Consider the following 21,799-nt stretch of genomic DNA (forward strand, 5'->3'; position numbering starts at 1 on the left):
GGCTTTCGCGCGTCCCGGGCCCGCGGCGGCTCAGCCGGCCAGGGCGGCGCGGAGGGCCGCGGCCCTGACGGCCGGACGGTAGCCGTCCTCCACGCCCTCGAAGAGGACGAGGTCGCCCGGGACGTGACGGGCCCGCAGCGGGAGGATGGCCTGGTAGGCGGGGGAGTCGTACCAGGCCCGGGCCCGCTCCAGGTCCGGGAAGGCGACCATGGCGACGGCACCGGTCCAGACGCCCTCCCGGACGTCGGTCTCGCCGCCGTGGGCGACGAACCTGCCCTCGTACGGATCGAGGGTCTCCTGGACGCGCTCGATGTACTCCGCGACGTCCGCGTGGGGCGCGGTCTCTTCCATCCGGGCGAGGGCGTAGGCGGGCATCGTCATCTCCTGGTGGGGGGAGCGGCTGTCGTGGTGACCACTCTGCCGTGCGCCGGGCGGACGGGCGATTACGCCGGAGGTCATGCGGCGCCCGGCGTCCGTCCTCCCGTCAGACGGCGTCCAGGTAGACCCAGCTCCCGTTCTCCCGGACGAAGCGGCTCAGCTCGTGCTGGGAGTCCGGGTGCCTGCCCCGCACCAGGCTGTGGGCGCGGAACTCGACGGTCCCCTCCTGGTGGAAGGCGGTGCCGTCCGAGGTGGCCAGGATCTCCAGCCCGGTCCACCGCACCCGTGCGTCGAGCTCCAGGGACGGCGGCCGGGTGCCGGAGTGCCAGGTGCGCAGCAGGTACGCGGTGTCGCCGACGGCGAAGGCGCTGTAGCGCGAGCGCATGAGCCGCTCGGCGGTGGGCGCCTGCTTGCGGCCGCTGTGGTAGGCGCCGCAGCAGTCGCCGTAGGAGGCGTCGAGGCCGCAGGGACAGGGGGAGGCGGGGCCGATGCTGTTTCCGGGCATCTGACGATTGTGCACCGGCGAAACCCTTTCGGCGGCATCGGCGGACGGAGCCGACGGTCGTGGGACCGACGCGGAAAGGCCAGGCCAGGGGTGGTGCGATGGGGCACACCCGCGTCCCTGCCCCGGCGGGCGACCGGTTGCGGGCCGCGCGCCGGTCGACACACGGTGGCCTCGTCCCGACCGGAAGGAGTGCACTCAGCATGCGCATCAACAGAACCACGGCCGTCGCCCTCTCGGCCTGCTGCTCGCTCGCCCTGGCCGTCGGCGGGCCCGCCCTCGCCGCGGACCCGGCGCCGGAGCACCCTGTCGCGGTGGCGCCCGCCGTGGGCAACACCGAGCGGCTGGCCGTGGTGGGCAGCCTGGGCGACACACTCTCGCTCGGCGCCCGGATCGGCAGGGAGGCCCAGGCCCCGAAGCCGGACCTGACGAAGCTGCGGGAGATGCAGCGTCAGCTGACGGAGCAGACCGCCCGGCTGCACGCCTCGGTGAAGGCTCAGCAGCCGCAGCAGCCCCAGCAGCCGCAGCAGCCCCAGAAACCGCAGACCCAGCAGCCGCAGCAACCGCAGACCCAGCAGCCGCAGCAACCCCAGGCCCAGCAGCCCCAGAAGCAGCCGCAGCAGCCCCCGGCGGGCGCCCCCGCGGCGCGCAAGGACGCCGTGGACGACGTCAAGAAGGCGCTGGACCAGCTCGTCAAGGACGTCAACCAGCTCCTGGCGGACGTCGCCGCGGCCAACGTCCTGGCCGTCGCCGCCGACATCGCCAAGGTCCTCGACGACCTGGCGGCGCTGGCCACCGCCGTGCCGAAGCTGGCGACGGGGTCGGCCGCCCAGCCCGCGCCGGCCTGACGGGTGCCGGCCGTGCCGCCGGGAATCGGCGAAACGGCCGGCCGGGACGTCCCGCTGCGCTAGCGTCGGCCCGGTGCGCAAACGCCTGTTCCCCGCCCTGCTCGCCGCCGCCCTGCTGCTGACGGCCTGCGAGACGGGCTCCGACCCCGGGCCCGGCCACCGCGACGACCCCCGCCCCTCACGGGAGGCCGGCCCCCGCGCGGAGACCCGGCGCGACGGCGCCGAACTCCTCCACCGCCCCGGCGGCCGGGCGAGCGCCCAGAACCCCGCCTTCTCCCCGGACGGCACCTCCCTCCTCTTCACCGTCTTCCACGGCGGCTACAACGCGGGCGCCGCCGCCCTGCGCACCCTCCCCCTCGGCGACGCCCGGCGGCGGACGCCGCGGACGCTGCTGGACGAGTCCGACCGGGCCGCCGTCAACCTGCCCGGGACGAGCTGGAACCCGTCGGCCGGCGTCACCTTCGCGTCCGACCGCGCAGGCCACGACGAGGTGTGGGTGCTGCGCCCCGGCGGCAGGCCGCAGCGGGTGACCGAGCACGACGGCGACACCGGGTACCTGGAACCGAGCTTCTCCCCGGACGGACAGTGGATCGTCTTCCAGGAGAGCGTGGAGCGCGAGGACGGCAGCGGCGGCGACGGCTCGATCTGGAAGGTCCGGCGCGACGGCTCCCGGCGCACCCGGCTGATCGACGGGCCGGGCACGCGGACGGACAACCGCCAGCCCAACTGGTCGCCCAAGGGCGACCAGTTGGTGTTCCAGCGCCGCCTGCGCGGCAGCGACGAGTGGGGCCTGTACGTCATGGACGCCGACGGCGGCCGGATCCGCCCGCTGATCCGGGGCGAGGGGGAGCACACCGACCCGAGCTGGTCACCCGACGAGAGGTCCGTGGTGTTCTCCTCCACCGCCGGCGGACTGGAGCTGCCGCAGATCTTCGTGATCCCCGTCACCGGCGGCCGGCCGGTCCGCGTCACGCGCCACGACACGGCGTACGACGGCGCGCCCAGCTGGTCCCCCGACGGCAAGTGGATCGCCTTCGAGTCCCACCCGGGCGGCGAGGACCGGCCGTCCGCACTGTGGCGCGTCGCGGCGCCGCGCGGCTGAGACGGCCGGCCGGGGGCCGCCTCAGCTGATCGTGACCGTCAGCAGCGCGTACTGCGCCACCGTCAGGCCGACCGTGGCCGTCCGCCCGGACGTCGTCCAGGTCACCGGCCGGGGCGCGGGCGAGGCGGCGTCCGGCGAGCTCACGGCGGCGGCCGTCACCTGTTTGCCCTCGGGGACGGCGAGGGTGACGGAACAGGCCGCGGGGACGGTGGTGAAGGCGGCCGGTTTGTCGCCGAAGCAGGTGAAGTTGACCAGCTGGACGACGGTGTCGTCGCCGAGGCGGCTCAGCTCCAGGTGGATGCGGCGGTCACCGGTGAGCGTCACCGGGGGAGGGGCGGCCGCGCGGACCGGGGCGAGGAGCTGGTCGGCGCCGGCCTGGCCGGTGGCGGACAGGAAGGCCTTGCCGAGCAGGTCCTTGAAGTACCAGCAGGTCCCCGCGCCGAAACGGTTCTGCCTACTGGTCGGGAGCGGGTCCTTCTTCCGGAGGCCCAGCACGTCGGAGAGGGCGAACTCGCTCCGCGCCGCGCCCAGTTCGTCCAGGGCCGTCGGCGCCGGACCGGTGATCACCGCGGTGCCGCCCGCGGCCACCCAGTCGCGCAGCACCTGCGCCTCCGCGTCCGAGACGGCCTGGAGGTTCGGCAGCATCAGCACCCGGAAGCGGGCCAGGTCCGCCGCCGCGAGCCCCTGGCCGATCACGGTGTCGAACGGGACGTGCCCGTACACCAGGGCCTTGACCGTGCCCCGGAACTCGCCCAGCCACGGCATGGTGGTGCAACTGTCCTCCGGGGTGCCCTCGCTCCACCACTCCTTGACCCCGGACGGCTTCCTGGCGTTGACGTACATGCCGGTGCCGGCCGAGGGGCTGACGTAGTCCCGGGAGGCGGTGGAGTGGTAGACGCCGACCTCGGCCGCCGGGGCGGCGTCGTAGAGCCGTTGCTGGTGCGCCGCCACGAACCCGTACATCCGGGTGCGCATCCTCGCGTCGGTGGTCTCGTTCTTGAACGGGCTCTTCACCTCGTACGGGTTGCAGCCGGCCGCCAGCAGCTCGGCCATCACCAGCGAGGCGTCGTCGGCCTTCCAGCCGTAGGAGAACGCCCAGGCCGGCTTGGTGCCGCTGGCCGCCCGCGCGTACTTGTACATGGAGATCAGGCAGGTCCAGTCGGACGCGGTGGCGTGCCGCATGCCGTCGTAGTTGCCGAGGATGTCCACTTCCCAGGCGTGGCTGACGCCCTCGGCCTGCCGCAGGTAGGCGCCGTCCAGGCCGATGGAGGTGGCGTACTGGTAGTCCATGCTCACCGTCTCGACGAAGGTGACCATGTCCTTGTTCGCCGCGCGGCCGGCGGCGGCGATGTCGAGTTGCCACTGGAGCAGGTTGCGGTGCCGCCACTCGATGAAGCGGCGGAACGTGGTGTCGCCGAAGTCGTCCTTCTTCGGCAGGGGCAGCCCGGTGTCGGCCTTGAAGGCGGCCGCCGCCCAGGGGGAGGCGTCGCACCAGCTGGCCTTGCCGTCGAAGTAGATGGGCACGTCCGGCCACAGGGCGTCGATGCCCGAGCCGGCCAGTGCCTTCACCCGGGCCAGGTAGTAGTCGCGCCAGGGCGAGTTGGGGCTGAGCCAGCAGCTCTCGTCGCCCGGGTCGACCCAGACGACCAGGCTGCCGTAGAAGACGTTGGGCTGACCGTCGAGGGAGAGCTGCACCCATGCCTTGCCGTTGTCGTCCTTGTAGAACGAGCGGCCCTTCTCACCGCCGACGCTGATCAGCTCCAGGGACGGGTAGTACATGACCACCCGGATCCCCGCCGTGTGGGCCAGCTCGGCGAACCGGCCGACCTGCTTCACATGGAAGTCGAACTCGGCCTGCGTCAGCCAGTTCGACAGGATCGTGTCGAGCTCGATCACGCTGACGTTCTGCGCCTTGAGGGCGTTGATCACCGGCTTCATGTCGCGGACCGGATCGGCGTCCTCGTCGAAGGTGCCGTCCGCCACCCGGGCGAACCGCGCCCACTCCGGGAAGACCCCCTGGCGCACGGCCGGCGCCGCCCAGGCGGCGCTGTCGACCCTCATCGGCGCCGGTGCCCCCGGCGGCCCCGGCACGACGTTCGCCGCCCAGGCCGCGCCCCCGACGCCCAGTCCCGCCCGTAACAGCCCTCTGCGGCTCATTCCTCGTATGCGGTGCACGCGTTCCCCCCTGTTGCTCAGGTTCTCGGATGGTCGAGCCGTGCCCCGCGATTCTTTCGGGAATGCCGCCGGAGGGAAGCCCTCCGGCGGGGAACGCGCGTTTTCCGCCGGTCGACGCTCCCGGCATCGGCCGGGGTGGGCGCGGGGCGTCCGGGAGCCGTCGGAAAGCCGCCGTCGAGTTGCCCGGAAAAGGCCGATAGGTAGCATTTTCCCTGACATGGCAAGCGCGGCAGGCCCACTGGACTGGTCCCTGGTGAGCGGATGGATTCCGGTCACCCTCGTGGTCGTCGGCCTCTGCGCCCTCGCGGTGCTGCTGTTCTCCCGCCGGCGCACCTGGTGGACCCGCTGGGCACCCGCCGCCGTGCTCCTCGCCGCCCTGGTCACCTGGCTGCTCCGGATGGCCGTCGACGACTGGCTCCAGCCCTTCCCCGACCCCCTCCCGACGGACGTCGTCCTGTGGACCGGCGTCGCCGTCCTCGGCGTCTGCCTCACCCTGTTCCGTCTCCCGCTGCTGCGCCCCCGGTACTGGGCGCCCGCCGTGCTCGCCGGGCTGCTCGTCGTCCTCCTCGGCGCCTCGCAGGTCAACCGCCACTTCGACCAGTACCCCACGGCGCGTTCCGCCCTGAACACCTGGCTGACGAAGACCACGAAGCTCGCCGACGCCACCGGCACCGTCGAGCCCGCCCTGCGCGTACCGCCAGGCAAGACGCTTTCGGAGGTCTGGCGGCCCCCGCCCGGCCTGCCCGAGGACGGCACCCTCTCGAAGTCCCGGATCCCGGGCACCAGATCGGGCTTCCACGCCCGCAGCGCCTACATCTACCTGCCGCCCGCCTACCGGGCCAGCCCGCGCCCCCTGCTCCCGGTGCTCGTCCTCCTGGCCGGACAGCCCGGCTCCCCGGACGACTGGATCAACTCCGGCCGCCTGGTCGACATGATGAACACCTTCGCCGCCGGCCACCGCGGCCTCGCCCCCGTGGTCGTCGTCGCCGACCCGCTCGGCTCGCAGTTCGCCAACACCCTCTGCATGGACTCGCGGCTCGGCAACGTCCAGACGTACCTGGACACCGACGTCCCCGACTGGATCCGCGCCCACCTCCAGGTCGCCACCGCCCGCACCGCCTGGGCGATTTCCGGGATCTCCTTCGGCGGCACCTGCTCCCTCCAGCTCGGCGTCAACGCCCCCCGCGTCTACGGCGTCCTCAACGACATCTCCGGCCAGGAGGCCCCCACCCTCGGCAGCCGGAAGAAGACCGTCGACAAGGCGTTCGGCGGCGACACGGCGGCCTTCGCCCGGGTGAACCCGCTCGACGTGATGGCCCGCGAACGCTTCCCCGACACCCGCGCCGCCTTCGTCGCCGGCCGCGACGACGGCACCTACCGGCCGCAGCAGCGGAAGGTCTACGAGGCGGCCGTCGCCGCCGGCATGCGCGCCGAGTGGGTCGAACTGCCCGGCGGCCACAGCTGGCAGGTCTGGCGCCCCGGTCTGGAACGCCAACTGCCGTGGATCGCCCGGCAGACGGGGCTGATCCGGTGACCGTCGCCGCCCCGGCCCCCGTCGTCGGACGCCGCCGCGACCGCTGGCGGATCACCGTGGGACGTGTCCTCGCGCCCGTCCGGCACGCCCCCTTCACCCTCGCCTTCCTGGCCGTCCTGTGGATCGTCGGAGCCGTCACCCACTCCCTCGGCTCCGGACCGGGACCGCACCGGATGGAACGGATCGCCTTCGGCGCGCCCGCCCTGGCCGAGGGCCGCTGGTGGACCCCGGCCAGTTCCCTGCTGTGGTGCCCCGGGCTCGGCGGCTACCTCGCCGCCACCGTCGCCGTCCTGCTCCTCGTGACCCCCGCCGAGCGGCGCCTCGGCGTCGCCCGCACCGCCGGCGCCCTGCTCGGCGGCCAGATCCTCGGCACCCTGCTCGGCATCGGCCTGGCCGAACTCGGCTCCGCCGCCGGCGAACAGTGGCTCGACAGCCTCACCGAGGACCTCACGGTCACCCCGACCGTCGGCGCCCTCGCCGTCGGCGGCGTCCTCAGCCGGCACCTCACCGCCCTCTGGCGCCGCCGCACCCGCCTCGGCATCGTCGCCTTCGCCCTCGTCATGGCCCTGTACATCGGCCACCTCCAGGGCGTCCTCCTGCTCGGCGGCGCCGTCGTCGGCCTCGCCGCCGGCGCCGCGCTCCACCGCGGGGACGGACCCCTGCGCCCGCGCACCGCCTCCCACACCGAGACCCGGGTCCTGGTCGCCCTGGTCGTGGCCGCCTCCGCGATCGGCCCGATGGTCGCCATCCTGTACCGGGACGCGTACGGCCCCTTCAGCACCTTCAACGAGATCTACGTCTCCACCCGGCCCGGCGCCCAGGACGTCGAGGACGCCTGCGCCCTCTCCGCCCTCGACTGCGACGCCGTGCACGCCATGCGCGACTTCTACGACTCCCCGGCCGCCGCCATGTCCGTCCTCGTCCCCGTCATCCTGCTCGTCCTCGCCGAGGGGCTGCGCCGGGGGCGCCGCCTGGCCTGGGCGCTGGCCGTCCTGCTGCACCTGGCCTGGACCGCCCTCTTCGCCTACTGGCTCCACGACTTCCTCGACAACCCCACCTCGTACGGAGCCGCCCCGGCCGAACACGCCGACTTCGTCCAGTACTTCGCCGAGCAACTGCTGCTGCCCGTCCTGGTGCTCGCCCTGCTCCTGGTCACCCGGTACCGCTTCGACCTGCGGCTGCCGCGGCCGGCGCTCCGGAAACTCGCCGCGGTGACCGGCGGGGCGTTCCTGCTGACGTGCGCCGCCTACGTCGGCATCGGGTACGCCGTCCGGGACCAGTACGCCCCGCCGGCCGACACCGGCGCCCTCTTCGGCGGGCTGGTCTCGGAGTTCCTCCCGCCCGCCTTCCTCGGCTACTTCGCTCCCTGGCCGGTCCCCGTGGGCGGCACGGCCAAGGCGCTGTACCAGTACTGCGGCCTGCTCTGCTGGCTGGTCGCCCTGATCGCCCTGTTCGTCACCCTCCGCCGGCCCCGGCTGCACACCGACGGCGACGCGGCCGACCGGGCCAGGGAACTCCTCGTCGCGCACGGCGGTTCCACCCTCTCCTTCCTGACGACGTGGGACGGCAACTACTACTGGTTCGGCCGGGACGGCCGGGCCGCCGTCGCCTACCGCGTGATCGCGACCGTGGCGCTCACCACCGGTGACCCCTTCGGCGTCCCCGACGAACGGGCCCCCGCCGTCGAGGAGTTCGCCCGCTACTGCGACGAGCGCGGCTGGACCCCGTGCTTCTACAGCGTCGGCGAGGGCACCCGCGCCGCGGGGGAGCGGCTGGGCTGGCGGTCCGTCCAGGTCGCCGAGGACACCGTCGTGCCCCTGCCCGACCTCGCCTTCACCGGGAAGAAGTGGCAGGACGTCCGCACCGCCCTCAACAAGGCCGGGAAGGAAGGCATCTCCGCCGAGTGGTGGTCCTTCCGCGACGCCCCCGTCGCCCTCACCGACCAGATCCGCGGGATCAGCGAGGAATGGGTCGCCGACAAGGGCCTGCCCGAGATGGGCTTCACCCTCGGCGGCCTCGACGAGCTCGACGACCCCGCGGTGCGCTGCCTCATCGCCGTGGACGGCGACCGCACCGTGCACGGCATCACCAGCTGGATGCCGGTGTACGGTGACAGCGCGACCGGCACCGCCGGCCGGCCGGTCGGCTGGACCCTGGACTTCATGCGCCGCCGGACGAACGGCTTCCGCGGCTCCATGGAGTTCCTCATCGCCTCCGCCGCCCTCGGCTTCAAGGAAGAGGGCGCCCGCTTCCTCAGCCTCTCCGGCGCCCCCCTGGCCCGCACCGCCACCGAGGAGCCCCCGGCCGCGCTCCAGCGCATGCTCGACTACGCCGGCAAGGTCCTCGAACCGGTCTACGGCTTCCGCTCGTTGCTGCACTTCAAGGCGAAGTTCCAGCCCCGGTACCGGCCGATGTACATGGTCTACCCCGACCCGGCGGCCCTGCCCATGATCACGCGCGCGATCGCGAAGGCGTACCTGCCGCACATGACGGCGACCCAGGGGGTGCGGCTGATGCGGCAGTTCTCGGCCTAGGGCGCGTATCGGGTCGTGATCAATGCGCATCGCAGCTTGCGGGGCGGTTGCCCGTCTGGGGTACGGGGCCGAGCGATTTGCGGCTGCGCCGTGTGGGCGCGAGTGACCGGAAGCGATGCCGCAGGCAGGCAGCGCCGGGCCCGAGGGCCCCGGCTGCGTGCCCGCCGGGACGGTGTGTCAGATCATGGCGAGCCGGTCTACCAGCAGCTCCACCCTGCGCTCGGTGTCCTCCGGCGGCAGCCGTCGCGCCCGGGGCGGGGTGGCCAGTCCGTGCAGGGCGGCCCAGAACGTCTCGGTGAACAGTGCCGGGTGGACGCCGTCCCCGGGGCACTCCCCGGCGACAGCGGCCAACTCGGCCGCGCGCACGGGGGCCGGATGCTCGGCGCCGTGATGCCGGTCTGGTACATCGGCTCGCTCATCCTCGTCGCGGTCCGGGCCATCGCCGGATGGCACCACCACGGCATCGGCCTCGTCGTCACCGCCGGCGCGCTGCTGATCCTCAGCGTGATCATGTCGCTTCTGCTGCTCGTCCCGATCAACAACCGGGTCACGACGTGGACCCCCGAGAACCGGCCCGCCGACTGGAAGCAGCAGATGAACCGCTGGGACCGCTTCCACTACGTCCGCGTCGCCGTCATCATCGCCGCCTTCGCCCTGCTGGCCGCCGCCCTCGCCTGAGCCCGCGGGCCGACACCACGCTGGTGGCGCACCATCCCGCTCCTCAAGCGAAACGGGGCGCTAAATCCCGGCATCCAGGCATGCGGCTGCCTCGCAGGGCCCCCGCAACTGCGATTCTGACAAGCTACGTCCCTCCCGGTCCCGTGCCAGGACGCTCCGGCCAGTCGGCTATCCAGCTGAGCAGTCCAGCAGGCGTCCGTCGTCGGTGCCGATGAGCAGCCGCTTCGGCCCGGCGATGGTCAGGGCGGTCGGCACAACGAGCACTCCGGCGACGGTGAGGTGCCTACGCCAGCGCACCGTCCCGTCGTGGAGATCGAGCGCGACGATCTCGCCATCGTCGTAGGTGACGTAGACGGTCTCTGCGTCGCAGTCGAGGTCGGTGGCGGGACGGTCGGTCGTGAAGACCCAGCGCGGCTGCCCGGCAGATACCTCGCGCCGTACGACGAACGAGCCACCGGGCTGCAGGCCGTGGCCGTTGTACACGGTGCCCGCATGGACCAGAGACCCGTCCGAGGCCTCAGCACCCGGGCCGGCGAAGTGTGTCTCGTCGGGGACCCAGGAATACGGGAACAGTCGCCTGACCTTCGGCTCTGCCGGCTCGCGCAGGCGTTCGGCAGCGGGCATGCCGTCCAACTCGACAGCGGCGAGCCATGGTTCACCTCGCGCAGGGTTCCGGCCCCCGTCCTCACGGGCTACCGTCCGAAAGTAGACCCGACTGCCGCGACGGATATTCAGCCTGCTTCGCCTTCCGTCGCGCCCGGCGGGCGCGAGCGCCGGCAGGCCGTCGGCGCAGTGAACTACGGATACCGGGGCGGCCGGCCGGAGGTGCGCGAGCTGTGCCCCGTCCTGAAGGGACAGCTGGACGACTGACTGAGGAAACTCCTCCCAAATAGGACGTACCAGGCCGACCCAAGCCGACTGCTCGTCTGCGGCGACGGCGATCTCACGGCCGCCCTCCTCATCCGGAACCGCCCACTTCTGCTTCCCGGACAGAAGCCAGCACTCCAGCTGGATCCCGTCGAGCGTCGCGAGGATCCTGCCGTCCGACAACTCTTGTACTGCTCGAACGTTACGGCGGGGCTCCCAGTCGGCACTCAAACCGGAGACAGTCCGTCGCGCCTCCTCTCGTCCGTCGGGACGCGGGGCGCTCACCCTCGGACCGGCCAGCTCTTGAGAGATGATCGATCTCGGTGGTACGGCCCTCCAGTCGGACCGCAGCACGTTGGCAACGTGCCCCTCGACGTGTGCGTCTCTGTCCTGCCAGTCGTCAGGCGGTGCCATCAGCACACGTAGTTCCTGCTCGTTGAGCCATTCCAGACTCAAGATCTGACCGAACAGAAGAACGTGACAGGGAAGTCGACCAAGGCCCCGTCCCAGTCCGTCAACAGCGCCTCGTATCGCGCGAAGTCCAAGGTCGTTCCGCTCCGTTACCCATCGGACCGTACCCACGACACAGTTGTGAGTTCCTCTCTCATCGGGGAACAGCGCTGTACGGGTCCCTCGGGGAGGGGAGGATCAGGACCGCGGAGGGGCCGCCCGCTGGCAGCGAGCGATACGCCAGGGCGGCCGGGGCCGATCCGGCAGGCCGACGTCCGTCTCTGCCGTCATCCTCACGGGCGCGCCCGCCCCCTGAGCACTTCGTCGCAGTAGAGGTCGCTCACCACGCCTCCCCATGGCTCGGCCGGTCTGCGGTTCACCGGGCAGGCCGCGGCTCCAACCCGGCCTCGGTCAGGACGGTGCGGATGGTCTCCTCCAACGTGCTGTCCTGCTTGATCAGTGCCTCGTCCATGCCGTCGAGCAGATCAGCAGGCCGGTACCAGTCCCGCATTGTGCTCTCGTCGAACTCCGAGGACTCCGGCCGCGTGGTGTGCCGGCGCAGCGTCTCGGCGAAGGGCAGGTCGAAGTAGAAGAACCGGTTCGTCCCGCGGTGGTCGGCAGCCAGCCGGTGGAGGAGTTCGCCCCACCGGGCAGCGGAGAAGATTCCTTCGAGGATCACGTGGAAGCCCTCGTCCAGGCACTGGCGGGTGATGACGTCGATCAGCCCGGGCGTTGCCCGGACCGGGCCGTGCGCCTCGCACAGGATTTCCCTGCGGACCGTGTCCTGGCTCACGATCGCCAGACCGCTGCCGTAGCGCTCGCGGACCGCACGGGCAGCGGTGGTCTTGCCCGAGCCGGAGTTGCCGCGCAGCACCACCAGCCGGGTGTCCGCCGTCCCCATGTGCCCCATGGTCAGTTCTCCTTCAACAACAGTTCTACGGCGTCGCGGACGCCGACGGCCGTTCAGTGAGGCTGCGGCCCGTTCTCCAACAGGGGAGAGCCATCGGAGATCCAAACGCAGGCAGCCCGGCCGCCCACGTCCGCCGTGAAGGAATCACCGACCATGAGGACGCGCGGACTCGGCTCGGCACCGAGCACGGCGAGGGCATGGCGGAAGATCCGCGGATCCGGCTTGCGTACGCCGACGCTCTCGCAGATCACGACGGTGTCCACCGGATCGGACAGGCCCACCTTCGCCACGTAAGTCACCGGCATCCTTCGCTCCTCGTACCCGCCAGCCGGTCGAGTTCCGTCCCGATGGCGCACCGCAGGACCTCGTGCCGCGGGCCCAGGGCATGCTGCTGGTCCGTCCAGCGCTCGGGCGGGTACAGCCAGACGGGCCGGAGGACGAGCTCGGCGGGCTCCCAGTCGTACCGCGGCCAGATGTGGGCGTGCAGATATGGGTCCGCGTTACCGAGAATCTCCAGGTTCACCCGGCGAAACGCCGCATCAGCGCTGCGACAGGCAAGCTCAACGGCCTCACCGAGGCGGTCCATGCTCTCCAAGAACCTCCGCCGGCGCTCCCTCGGAAGGTCCGTGAGCCGCTGCACGCCAGGGTCGTCGACGAGGAGGACCGAGTAGCCGGGCAGGAACTGCGTGTCCCCGATCACCGCGAAGCCGGCCTCCAGGCGCCGTAGCACCGTAGGGTTCTCACCCCGCAGCGCACTCCCGATCCGGTCGCTGCGCCAGCCGCTGGTCCTCGTCGTGGTCAACGTCGTCTCCTTCGCTCGTCCAGGCGGGCAACCTGTCCCACCTCTCGTTCACCGATCATGGCGTGTCCGCGGACGCGGTCGAACTCAGGGCGGAGAAGCTGGACCAGATGATGGAGCTCCTGGAATTCCTGGCGCAAGCCACCGCGAAGCGGAAGAGCGCCGGTGTCCTGCGGTCGTGAGGACAAGGCAGCCGCCGTCGACTGCACTCGCTCCGGTGAGCGGTTATGCCGACGACCAGCCACCGCAGTGTCGACAGGAAGTGAGGACCACCACGCCGCGCTGCTCGGCAAGGTGTTTCCCCGGCCGGCCGCACGGGAGGAGCCGGTGGCAATCCGTGTCCTGTCGCACGAGGTTCCCCGAGCGTATGGCAGGGGTCACCCTTGGTCGTTACAGTCAGGGACAGGCGTCCGGGCGACCCGCGCAAGCATGGGAAGGCTGGTAGGCAGGGGCGGAAGGCGCCGGGGGGCGAAGAGCCACTGAGGCCTTCGCGTACGGGGGTTGGTATGGAAATCGAGCTCGGCGGAGCTGTGGCCGCACTGCGTGACGAGCTGTTGGAGGCTGCTGCTCAGGGGGCGAACCGGGAAGTCGTCTTCGAAGTGGGGCCGATCGAGATGGAGTTCCAGGTCGAGCTGCGCCGTGACGTCCGGGTGAAGTCCGGCTTCCGCGCCTGGGTGCTCTCCGCGGACGCCGACGCCGGCGTTGCCCGCGGCCGGGCCCACCGGGTCTCCTTCAGCCTCACCCCTCGCGGCGTGAGCGGTGGCGGTCCTCTGCTGATCTCGGCGAGAGAGGACGACGCCATCGTCCAGCGGCCCGACAACGACCCGGAGCTACGCGCCCGCTGACCCCGACGGGGACACCGGGGTGCCGCCGTCCGCGCGGGCGCCGCCGTTATGCCGTCGTGCCCGCCGTCAGGTCTGCTGCGCCAGGCGGACGACCCGGCCACCGCCCTCCCACTCGTCGACGAAGCCATCGACCTCGGCGGCACACTGGGAAGGAACGGCTCGGGCGCCTACGCGGAAGGACTGGCCAAGAACTGGCTCGTCCAGTACCTGTGCCTCGTCGACCTCGCCCGGTACGAGGACGCGGCGACCGCGGCGTTCGAGGCGTTCGAGGCGGTGGACCGGAGCCCTGGCGCGCGAGGTACCACAGTTGTACGAGGGCACCCTGATCTCGGCCCTCTCCGCTAAGCGTGTTGCGGCGGAGCACGGGCCACGGCGAACGGGCCCTGGAAAAACTGGGCGACGCCGTGGCCATCGGCCGCCGACTCGTGCGGCACGGCCCGGAACGCCATCAGAACTTGTTTCTGAACTGCGGTACGGCAGGTCAGATGCATGCTGCGCGAAACAGGAGATTGGCGAAGCGTTCGCGGAATGGTCTCGGTAACCGTTCCGCGCACACCTTTAGCGGGCCGTGAGCGACGTGTTCGCCTGGCGGCCAAGGGCTGGCCTCGCCCGCTTCCTCATCCCGGGAGTGCTTGCCTTACACGACCTTCGGGTTCCTGATTTGCTGCACGGCCTTGTCCCCGTCCCCCTCGACCGCGGACCCAACGACATCGTCACCGGCCCCCCCCTCTGAACTGCACCCCCTGCAAGGACTGGAACGCGAACACCACCTTCTTCTTCACCTCGTCCGACTGCTGCTCCAGCCACTTCTTGTTCTCCGGGTTCTGACACTCGTCCATAACATCTGTAATGGTCGCCATCACGTGCCTCCTGGATGTAGCGTCCTGGTGGTCAAAGGGACGATTCCAGGCAAACACAAAATACCTGGTATAAGCACAGCGAATTGGTCCACCTGTACGACAGGGGTCGCTGATCGCGCGCCCGCATGCCGCACCTGCTGGCTTCGGGTTCAGGAACAGGCACTCAGCTTGAGTTTTATCCCCGCGGGTCGAATCGTTCCTCGAACTTGATCACTCATGGTGATAACTGCCGTACAGCGGGGCGGCCTTCGTCTGATCCTTTGCTCCGTCACAGAGGCAAGGAATCAACCGAAGGCCGTAAGGGTGAGTCTGCTGTACCACGGTGTTCAGCGGGAGCCGTTCGGGGTGCTCTCACACTTCCGGACGGAGTTGTACGCGTCGATGACGGCCCGCAGCGACGCGCTGTTCGAGCTGACTGACGCGATGCTGTGCGCGGACGGTCCGGTGAAGACGCTGGTCGGCCTGGCGCTCGCGCCGGAGCATCGGCGTGGGCACGGAGCCCTGTATGCCGGGCTGAACCATGGGCGCCTGGATGTGGACCGGCTGCGGCGGGCCCTGGTCGCGGTGCCGCTGCCGAAGGCGTCCGATGGGCGCCTGGTCCTCGCGGTGGACGTCTCCCCGTGGTTGCGGCCGGATGCGGATACCGCGCCTGACCGGTGTTTTTGCCACACCTACGGGTACGGCGACAACAAGCACCTGATGATCCCGGGCTGGCCCTATTCGATCGTGGCCGCGCTGGAGACCGGCCGGACGTCGTGGACCGCGGTGCTGGATGCGATCCGGCTGGAGCCCGGCGCCGACGTCGCTGCGGTTACCACCGCACAGATCCGGGAGGTCGTCGACCGCCTTGTCGTGGCAGGGCAGTGGCAGGCGGGCGATCCGGACATCGTGATCGTGGTCGACGCGGGCTACGACGCCCCGCGTCTGGCCCACCTGCTGGCGGACCTGCCCATCGAGATCCTGGGCCGGACCCGCTCGGACCGGGTGATGCGCCGGCCGGCGCCCTCCCGCGAGGAGTTCCACCGGGACCACCCCGATGGCGGACGCCCGCCCAAGCACGGAGGTGAGTTCGTCTTCGGCAAGCCCGGCACCTGGGGCGACGAGCACGCGGCCACGGTGACCGACACCCGCCGCTACGGGAAAGCGACCGCGCGGGCCTGGGATCGGCTCCACCCCCGGCTGACCCGGCGGGCGGCCTGGCTCGACCACACGGCGGAACTGCCCATCATCGAGGGCACCGTCATCCGCCTCCAGGTCGAGCATCTGCCCTCGGGCGGGGACCCGAAGCCGGTCTGGCTGTGGTGGTCCAAGACCGGCGCCACCGCGGCTGACGTCGACCGCTGCTGGCATACCTTCCTGAGAAGGTTCGACGTCGAGCACACCTTCCGCTTCTGGAAGCAGACCCTGGGCTGGACCCGCCCCAAGATCCGCACTCCCGAGGCCGCGGACCGCTGGACGTGGCTCGTGGTCGCCGCCCACACCCAGCTGCGGCTCGCCCGGCCGCTCACGCAGGACTTGCGGCACCCTTGGGAGAAGCCGGCCCCACCCGAACGACTCACTCCCGCCCGCGTCCGACGGGGGTTCAGGAACCTCCGCCCAGCGGCCGGCTCACCAGCCAGTGCACCGAAACCCGGCCGGCCCGGCCCCGGACGGCCACCGGGCTCGAAGAACAGGCACCCCGCCATCCGCCATGACGTGGGCAGAGTCCTCGCCACCGGCCAGCCCTACCAACGGCCCACCCACCACAAGACCGGCACCAAACCTCGGCGAACCGGATAAAACTCAAGCTCAGGACACCCTGGCCGCGAACCCGGAAGCCCATGGCGACTGCCTGTGGCTGCTGGGCCGGCAACGGGAAGCGCTCGGAGCCGTCGCCGAAGCGGTACGCCACCGCGGAGCCCTCCACCGGTGCCGGGGAGCGGACACCACCGCGCTCGACGCGATCCGGGCGACGGCCGTCCTCGGCGCCCGCCTGACGGCGTGCGGTCACCGCGTACACGCGCTGCGGGTGACCCGCGAGGCCGTGGACGCACTGAGACCCCTGCACGCCGCCGCCCCCCACGAACACGGAGCCATGCTCTCCACCTTGCTCTCCCCGCTGCAATTGCTGCTCTTCCACGCGGGCGCCGGCGACGCGGCGATGAACACGGGCACGGAAGCGGTGCGGATCGGCCGGGAGGCCGCCGCCCGATTGCACGACAAGACCCCGGATCAGACCCTGACAGACCGCCGGGCCGTCGTGCCTGCCGGACACGGTGGCCATGCCGTGCGCCCGTCGTCCGCGCACCGGACGGGCGGAACCGTCGTTGACACAGGGTGGCGTATGCAGGACGGGCTGCCCGCCGGAACGGAGTCGCGAAGTGATCAGGTCCACCCCGGCCCGGAGGGCGGTCGCCCTCGCCGCGTCGGTGCTGCTCAGCCTGCCGGTGGCCGGCCCGTCGCGGGCCGCCCCCGGCGGCGGGGTGCCGCGGGAGATCCGCTGCACGGGCCCGGTCGTCGGCTGTGCCGAGGACGCGGCGCGGCTGTTCGGCCGGATCCGGGACGGGCTCGGGTGCGATCACCGGGCCCTCTTCCCCGTCATCTCCGTGCGCTTCCAGGAATCCCTGGCCGCCGCGCTGCGGGCGAACGCGTTCCGGGAGCCGCGATGGGTGGGCGGGCAGCTCAACACCGGGTTCCTCAACGAGTACCTGGCCGTCTTCCACGCGGACCGGGAGGGGCGGCCGGTGCCCGTGGCCTGGCGCGTCGCGTTCGAGGCCGCCCGCTCCGGCGACGCCAACGCGGGCCAGGACGTCCTGCTCGGCGCCAACGCCCACATCCAGCGTGACCTGCCCTACGTCCTGGCACGGTTCGGGCCGCGGAGCCCCGACGGCTCGTCCCGCAAGCCGGACTACGAACGCGTCCAGGAGGTTCTCGACCGGGCGTACCAGCCCGCCGTCGAGGACGTCGCCCGGCACTACGACCCGATCCTGGCGCTCGGGGACAGCCGCTGGAACCCGATCGCGCGGTACACCGCGCGCGAACTGTTCCACCTGTGGCGGGAGACCGCCTGGAAGCACGCGTGGCAGCTGGCGTCCGCCGGGGACGCCGCGGCGTACCGCCGTGCCGAGCGGGCCGTCGAGACGAACGCCGCCCACTGGGCCGTGTTGTTGAGCGCGGCCCCGCCCTCCGGGTACCGGGCGGGGCGCGACAACTACTGCCGGACGCATGGTCATTCCATGCTGCGGAGGTCCACGTAACCGGCCGCGAACTCCCGCGAGCCCTCGGGGGCGTCCATGTTTCCGGTGCCGATGGCCGCCACCCGCCAGAGGCGGTCGGCGATCTCCAGGGTGTCGCCGACGCGGGCGTCGTGGTAGGACGCGTCCTCGCCGTCCCTCCGGGAGGCGACGGCGATGTCGGCGCGGTCCGGGCGGCCCTGGATGTCCGAGACGACCACGCTGATGCCGTCGGCCCCGAACTGTGTGTGCGGTACGTGCCAGCGCAGCCGCCAGCGGCCGTCGACGGTGTCCGGCCAGCCGCGGTCGTCCCTTCCCCGCGCGGTTTCCCGTGCGGTGGGAGAGGGCGACGGCGCGGCGTCCGCCGGGTTCTTCGGGGTGAGCACGACACGGTAGGCGCAGATCTGCCGGACCGTGTAGGAGTGTCCCTTGACGGTGATCTCCTGCCGGGGCGCCACGGTCAGGTGGCGGCCCTCGTGGCGGTCCAGGGGCGTCTCGCCCTCGGCCAGCACGGCCGTGCGGGACCGGCCGTCCGCGCGGGCCTCCGTGTACGCGACAGCGGTGCCGCCCAGCCGTGCCGTGCCGCCCCTGAGGATCCGGATGCCGCCGATCCCCGGGCTTCCGTCCTTGTCCCCGTCGCACAGGGGGCCCTTGTCCGGCGGGGGAGCGGTCACCTTCTCCGCCCGGGCGGAGGGCCGGGACAGCGTGTCGGTCCCGCCGGAGGAGGTGCAGGCCGTCGCGAGCAGTGCCGCGCACACTCCGGTGGTGATGCGTGCGAGGTGTGCGCGAGTGCGGGCGCCGCCCTGGGGGTTCGCGGGTTGCGGGGAAATCGCCGGTACTCCTGTGGTGGGGCCTTTATGACGGGCCGGCAACATATCCCAGGGATCCGGACCCGATGACTTCGGAGGGCAGGCATGTGCGGGTGTTCCCGGCGTCGACGGAGGAAGGAAAGGCGGAGGTGTCGTGAAAGCCGTCACAGTATTCCGGGACTTCAGTACGTGCCGCGCGCCCCGCAATTCCCGCGAACGGGATGAATTCCGGCTCATGCCGCCTTCCTGCGCCGGACCGGAGGGCCCCGGGCGGCTCACGGCCCTTGCCCTGACGCCGATATGACCGATCGCACACGGGACGAGCCGCCGGCCGGGGCGGTCCGCCTCCGGCGGGGAGGACAGCCGAGCAGGTGGGTGAGTGGCTGCCGGAGTCGGCCGTCGGGCATCCCGACGACGCCGAAGTGGCTGTCGGTCGCCTGGGCCCGGAGGCGGAGGCCGTCCCGTTCCGCGAGCGCGGTCCCGGCCGCCCCGGGATGCCGGCGGAAGACCACCGCGGAGCCCTGCGGACGTTCCTCGGACTGCTCGTCACGGCGAGCAACGCCCCTTACGCGCACGCCAATACCGAACGACCGACAGGCATTACCCGGGGAATCCCGAAGAAACCGTGTGAGGAATTCCGGATTCCGAGCCCCCGCTCACGGACGGGTGCCCCGATGCCGTGCCGCCGCCGCGTCCGCGAGAATGCCCGCCACCTCGGCGGAGAGGTTCAGATGACCGGCCAGCCACGCGGCGTCCCGCCCGCGCAGGGCCAGGACCCAGGCGGTGCGGAGCCGGTTCAGGGTCGCCTCGTCCGGCGCCGGGAGGCACGGACGGAGGGCGTCCAGCGGGAAGCTGTCCCGTGTCGCGGCGTCGAACAGCGTCCCGCCCGCGAGCGGCGGTTCCGGGCGCCGGTACGGCCGCCGGGGGTGGTGGCACAGGACGAAGGACGTCACCGCGACGGCGGCGAGGGCGGCGCCCAGGGCCACGGTGGCCAGCGGCCAGTCGCCCACCGGCGTCAGGCGCAGGGCCAGTGTCTCCAGCACCACGAGGGTGGCCACGGCGATCGCGGCCAGGCCGTCGCGCGGGTGCGGACGGGGTGCGGTCCGCGCGGGTGTCCTGATCCTCTCCATGACCGCGACCTCCTTTCGACTCCTCCCATGCTGCGCGGCCGCCCGGACGCCGCGCCCCCTCCGGCCCGGGGACGCGGCGGAGGACCGCGCCGTCACCGATCGGTGGACGCTACCGTTCCGCCGTCCGGTCCTAGGCCGGTCCTAGGACCGGACGGGAACGGCGTCCGCCCCCCGGGGGCGCCCTCCCGCCTACGCCCAGGAAGCGCCCCTCACCCGTCCCGCGGCGGAGGTTTCCGCAGCTCATGGCACGTAGGGTCGAGCGTGCACCGGTTGTTGAAACAGCGATTACAACGACACGCATGACGGCGGATCCCCGGGTCCGGGAAGGTGGAGCCATGACGAGGCCGAAGGCCGGAGAAGAGTGGAACGGCGGTCTGCTCGACCTGGATGCCTATCTGGACCGCGTCGGGTACGCGGGGGAGCGGCGTCCCACCCTGGAGGTGCTGCGCGCGCTGCACCGGGCGCACGTCACCTCGATCCCCTTCGAGAACTTCGACGCCGTCCTGGGCGTCCCGATCCCGCTCGATGTCGGGGCCGTCCAGGACAAGCTGGTGCGCCGCCGCCGCGGCGGCTACTGCTTCGAGCACGTCATCCTGTTCGCCGCCGTCCTCGAACGCCTCGGGTTCCGCTTCACCGGCATGCTGGGCCGCGTCACGCTCGGCGCGGACAAGATCCTCCCCGCCACCCACGCCCTGCTGGCCGTGACGGCCGAGGACGACGAGCGGCGGTGGCTGTGCGACGTCGGCTTCGGCAGCGGCCCCCTGGGGCCGATCGAGCTGGCCGACGGGGTCGAGGTGGACTTCTCGGGCTGGCGGTTCCGCATGGAGCGGCGCCCCGGCGCCCACGGCGTCGAAGCGTGGTGGCTCCACCAGGACGGGCCGGACGGCTGGGTCGACCGCCACACCTTCACCCTGACCCCGCATCACACGATCGACTATGTAGTGGGCAGCCACTACGTCTCCACCCACCCCCGCTCCCCGTTCGTCAAGCGCCCCTTCGCCCAGCGGTTCGCCCCCGACCGCCTCCTCAAGCTCGACGCCACCACCCTGACCACCGTCCTCCCCGACGGCACGCGCACCGAACGGAAGGTCGCGCCCCACGAGTTGAGGGCCGTCCTCGACGGGGAGTTCGGCATAGCGGTGAGCGCGGAGGACCTCGCACGGCTCATGGACCGGCCCGCAATGTCCTGACCGCCCGGGGCCGCGGACGACCCGCCTTCTCGGCCTCCGGGCGAGCCCGCCCCGGCGGACGTCCGGTTGCGCCCGCCCGTAACGGGCCGAATCGTGGAAGGACCATGATCCGGTGGCTGCTGCGGCACGAGGACGGTCCGCCCGCCCTGCGGCGCGCCGTCTGGGTCGTCCTGGCCGGCTGCGTCCCGTTCTCCGTTCTCCTGCACCTCGCCCACCGGCCCGTCGTCGCCCTCTACGCCGTCTTCGGCGCCCTGCCGCTCGTCCTCTTCTGCCGGGTTCCCGGCCCGCCCGCGGAGCGGAGCCGCACCCTGCTGGCCGCCCTGCCCGTCGGCTGGCTCCTGGTGTCGGCCGGGACGCTGCTCGCGGTGCACTCCTGGACGGCGGCCTGCGGCATGTTCGCCGTCGGGTTCCTGGTCTCCTTCGGCGCGGTGGGCGGGCCCCGCCTCGCCGCCCTCGCGACCGCCTACCAGCTGTACTACGTCCTCCCGTGCTTCCCGCCCTACGCACCCGACACGCTCGGCTCCCGGCTCCTCGGACTCACCATCGGCATCGTGGCCACCGTCCTGGTCGAGCGGTTCGTGTGGCCCGAGCCGGCGCCGGAGCCGTACCGGGCCGTCCTCGGCACGGCGGTCGGCGCCGTCGCCGGGTACGCGGACGCGACCGCGGACCGGCTCGACTCCGGCACGGGCCCGGCCGGCACGGCCGCCCCGAACGCGGGCGCCGACCGCGCGCTTGACGCCGCCCGGCCCTCCCGGGTACCCGCGGCCGAACGCCCCACCGCGCCCTCGGTCCGCGACCGCGCCCTCAACCACGCCCACGAAGCCGTCCGCCACGTACGCGACCAGCTCGACCGGGTGTCCGCCTGCCCGGACGTGCCCCACCCGGCCGCCGCGGCACTGCTGCGCCGGACCGCGGCCGCCCTCCGCCCGTCCGCCGCCGCGCTGCGCACGGGCGGACCGCCGCCGCCCCCGGACGG

General features: G+C 72.2%; 19 protein-coding genes and 3 pseudogenes. 11 read left to right on the forward strand and 11 right to left on the reverse strand.

Annotated elements, in window-relative coordinates; genetic code table 11:
- Positions 1 to 30 precede the first annotated feature (30 nt).
- Both HN013_RS15440 and HN013_RS15445 read right to left on the reverse strand, forming a co-directional pair.
- Entirely contained in the window at positions 31 to 459 is a 429-nt protein-coding gene (locus tag HN013_RS15440; RefSeq protein WP_398979776.1) for a DUF1330 domain-containing protein, read from the reverse strand.
- A gap of 25 nt (positions 460 to 484) precedes the next feature.
- Complete coding sequence (locus tag HN013_RS15445) at positions 485 to 883, reverse strand: YchJ family protein (RefSeq protein WP_171166711.1); 399 nt, start codon at positions 881 to 883, stop codon at positions 485 to 487.
- Between the two features lie 200 nt (positions 884 to 1,083).
- Between HN013_RS15445 and HN013_RS15450 the strand changes: the two genes are divergently transcribed.
- Together HN013_RS15450 and HN013_RS15455 are read left to right on the forward strand one after the other, a co-directional pair.
- The gene (locus HN013_RS15450) at positions 1,084 to 1,728 is read left to right on the forward strand and encodes a hypothetical protein (RefSeq protein ID WP_171166620.1); all 645 of its coding nucleotides are present in this window, start codon (positions 1,084 to 1,086) and stop codon (positions 1,726 to 1,728) included.
- 73 nt (positions 1,729 to 1,801) lie between these two features.
- Complete coding sequence (locus HN013_RS15455; RefSeq protein WP_171166712.1) at positions 1,802 to 2,830, forward strand: PD40 domain-containing protein; 1,029 nt, start codon at positions 1,802 to 1,804, stop codon at positions 2,828 to 2,830.
- Positions 2,831 to 2,851: 21 nt separating this feature from the next.
- Here HN013_RS15455 and HN013_RS15460 read toward each other — a convergent pair whose 3' ends face one another.
- Complete coding sequence (locus tag HN013_RS15460; protein WP_249375035.1) at positions 2,852 to 4,987, reverse strand: hypothetical protein; 2,136 nt, start codon at positions 4,985 to 4,987, stop codon at positions 2,852 to 2,854.
- Positions 4,988 to 5,222: 235 nt separating this feature from the next.
- Between HN013_RS15460 and HN013_RS15465 the strand changes: the two genes are divergently transcribed.
- Together HN013_RS15465 and HN013_RS33930 are read left to right on the forward strand one after the other, a co-directional pair.
- Positions 5,223 to 6,539: an esterase family protein gene (locus HN013_RS15465; protein WP_171166713.1), complete on the forward strand. Its 1,317-nt coding sequence runs from the start codon at positions 5,223 to 5,225 to the stop codon at positions 6,537 to 6,539.
- Positions 6,536 to 9,073 carry a bifunctional lysylphosphatidylglycerol flippase/synthetase MprF gene (locus HN013_RS33930; RefSeq protein WP_171166714.1) on the forward strand — a complete coding sequence of 846 codons (2,538 nt, stop codon included), beginning with the start codon at positions 6,536 to 6,538 and terminating at the stop codon, positions 9,071 to 9,073. The genes HN013_RS15465 and HN013_RS33930 overlap by 4 nt, the downstream gene beginning before the upstream one ends.
- 177 nt (positions 9,074 to 9,250) lie before the next feature.
- Here the strand turns inward: HN013_RS33930 and HN013_RS15475 are convergent.
- Positions 9,251 to 9,409, reverse strand: a pseudogene (locus HN013_RS15475) (TetR family transcriptional regulator); the annotation flags it as partial.
- On the opposite strand from HN013_RS15475, the pseudogene HN013_RS15480 reads away from it, so the two are divergent.
- Positions 9,401 to 9,751: pseudogene (locus HN013_RS15480) on the forward strand (anthrone oxygenase family protein); the annotation flags it as partial. The pseudogenes HN013_RS15475 and HN013_RS15480 sit on opposite strands and share 9 nt — an antisense overlap.
- A 168-nt stretch (positions 9,752 to 9,919) precedes the next feature.
- Here HN013_RS15480 and HN013_RS15485 read toward each other — a convergent pair.
- The 4 genes from HN013_RS15485 to HN013_RS15500 form a co-directional block, all read right to left on the reverse strand.
- Positions 9,920 to 10,375 carry a PQQ-binding-like beta-propeller repeat protein gene (locus HN013_RS15485; protein WP_171166716.1) on the reverse strand — a complete coding sequence of 152 codons (456 nt, stop codon included), beginning with the start codon at positions 10,373 to 10,375 and terminating at the stop codon, positions 9,920 to 9,922.
- 1,069 nt (positions 10,376 to 11,444) lie between these two features.
- Positions 11,445 to 11,978, reverse strand: a complete 534-nt coding sequence (locus tag HN013_RS15490) for an AAA family ATPase (RefSeq protein ID WP_212764381.1) — start codon at positions 11,976 to 11,978, stop codon at positions 11,445 to 11,447.
- A gap of 53 nt (positions 11,979 to 12,031) precedes the next feature.
- Positions 12,032 to 12,283, reverse strand: a complete 252-nt coding sequence (locus HN013_RS15495) for an HAD family hydrolase (RefSeq protein WP_171166717.1) — start codon at positions 12,281 to 12,283, stop codon at positions 12,032 to 12,034.
- A complete protein-coding gene (locus tag HN013_RS15500; protein WP_171166718.1) occupies positions 12,274 to 12,780 on the reverse strand; it encodes an HIT family protein in 507 nt (168 codons plus the stop codon). Before HN013_RS15500 ends, HN013_RS15495 begins: the two co-directional genes overlap by 10 nt.
- Before the next feature lie 503 nt (positions 12,781 to 13,283).
- Between HN013_RS15500 and HN013_RS15505 the strand changes: the two genes are divergently transcribed.
- A complete protein-coding gene (locus tag HN013_RS15505) occupies positions 13,284 to 13,622 on the forward strand; it encodes a trypco2 family protein (RefSeq protein ID WP_171166719.1) in 339 nt (112 codons plus the stop codon).
- A gap of 48 nt (positions 13,623 to 13,670) precedes the next feature.
- The gene (locus HN013_RS15510) at positions 13,671 to 13,967 is read left to right on the forward strand and encodes a hypothetical protein (RefSeq protein WP_171166720.1); all 297 of its coding nucleotides are present in this window, start codon (positions 13,671 to 13,673) and stop codon (positions 13,965 to 13,967) included.
- A gap of 368 nt (positions 13,968 to 14,335) precedes the next feature.
- Here the strand turns inward: HN013_RS15510 and HN013_RS33670 are convergent, their stop codons facing one another.
- On the reverse strand, positions 14,336 to 14,461 hold the full coding sequence (locus tag HN013_RS33670) for a hypothetical protein (protein WP_283247562.1): 126 nt from the start codon (positions 14,459 to 14,461) through the stop codon (positions 14,336 to 14,338).
- Between the two features lie 324 nt (positions 14,462 to 14,785).
- Between HN013_RS33670 and HN013_RS15515 the strand changes: the two genes are divergently transcribed.
- Complete coding sequence (locus HN013_RS15515) at positions 14,786 to 16,261, forward strand: NF041680 family putative transposase (protein WP_171166721.1); 1,476 nt, start codon at positions 14,786 to 14,788, stop codon at positions 16,259 to 16,261.
- A gap of 581 nt (positions 16,262 to 16,842) precedes the next feature.
- Positions 16,843 to 17,718 (forward strand): DUF5995 family protein, encoded by an 876-nt coding sequence (locus HN013_RS15520; protein WP_171166722.1) that lies wholly within the window; start codon positions 16,843 to 16,845, stop codon positions 17,716 to 17,718.
- Here the strand turns inward: HN013_RS15520 and HN013_RS15525 are convergent.
- Positions 17,691 to 18,452, reverse strand: coding sequence for a DUF6406 domain-containing protein (locus HN013_RS15525; RefSeq protein WP_171166723.1), 762 nt, complete (start codon positions 18,450 to 18,452; stop codon positions 17,691 to 17,693). The two genes, HN013_RS15520 and HN013_RS15525, sit on opposite strands and share 28 nt — an antisense overlap.
- A 707-nt stretch (positions 18,453 to 19,159) precedes the next feature.
- A complete protein-coding gene (locus HN013_RS15530) occupies positions 19,160 to 19,633 on the reverse strand; it encodes a hypothetical protein (protein WP_171166724.1) in 474 nt (157 codons plus the stop codon).
- Positions 19,634 to 19,968: 335 nt separating this feature from the next.
- Between HN013_RS15530 and HN013_RS15535 the strand changes: the two genes are divergently transcribed.
- Both HN013_RS15535 and HN013_RS15540 read left to right on the forward strand, forming a co-directional pair.
- On the forward strand, positions 19,969 to 20,823 hold the full coding sequence (locus HN013_RS15535; RefSeq protein WP_171166725.1) for an arylamine N-acetyltransferase: 855 nt from the start codon (positions 19,969 to 19,971) through the stop codon (positions 20,821 to 20,823).
- A 104-nt stretch (positions 20,824 to 20,927) separates the two neighbouring features.
- Positions 20,928 to 21,799, forward strand: a pseudogene (locus HN013_RS15540) (FUSC family protein); the annotation flags it as partial.

It is taken from the genome of Streptomyces sp. I05A-00742 (assembly GCF_013055795.1).
GTDB lineage: Bacteria > Actinomycetota > Actinomycetes > Streptomycetales > Streptomycetaceae > Streptomyces.